Annotated in this window: 1 protein-coding gene; it reads right to left on the reverse strand. The window is 69.5% G+C overall.

What is annotated here, in order from left to right; genetic code table 11:
- Positions 1-234, reverse strand: a 234-nt coding sequence (locus ACU8YC_RS26860; RefSeq protein WP_446896237.1) for a nucleoside-diphosphate kinase, incomplete at its 3' end; no start/stop codon positions are given.
- Between the last annotated feature and the right edge of the window lie 238 nt (positions 235-472).

Raw genomic sequence — 472 nt, forward strand, 5'->3', positions numbered from 1 at the left:
CTCGAGGACCTGAACCACCACCGGGCCGGAGGTCATGAAGGTCACGAGCTCGCCGAAGAACGGGCGCTCCTTGTGCACCTCGTAGAACTTCTCGGCCTGCTCCTTGGTCATGCGGATGCGGCGCTGGCCGACGATGCGCAGGCCGGCCTCCTCGATGACCGCGTTGACCGCGCCGGTCAGGTTCCGCCGCGTCGCGTCGGGCTTCAGGATCGAGAAGGTGCGCTCGGTGGCCATGGTGCGTCCGGTCTGTCTGTGGAAAAGATCTGCGGCGCGCCGGCGATCCGGACCCGCCGCGGCAGCGAGGATTTCGCTTCGGCGCCGGGCTTATAGCGGGCGCCCCCCGGTGTCTCAAGCCGCGCGGCGGGACCGGGCGGGACAAGCGCGGCCGTGGCTCTGCCGCAACACCGCCGAAAAATCGCCCGAATGCGACGGCTCAGTAGCGCACCAACCGACTTCGTCCACCCCTCGGGCG

It is taken from the genome of Citrobacter sp. VF227, assembly GCF_052950715.1.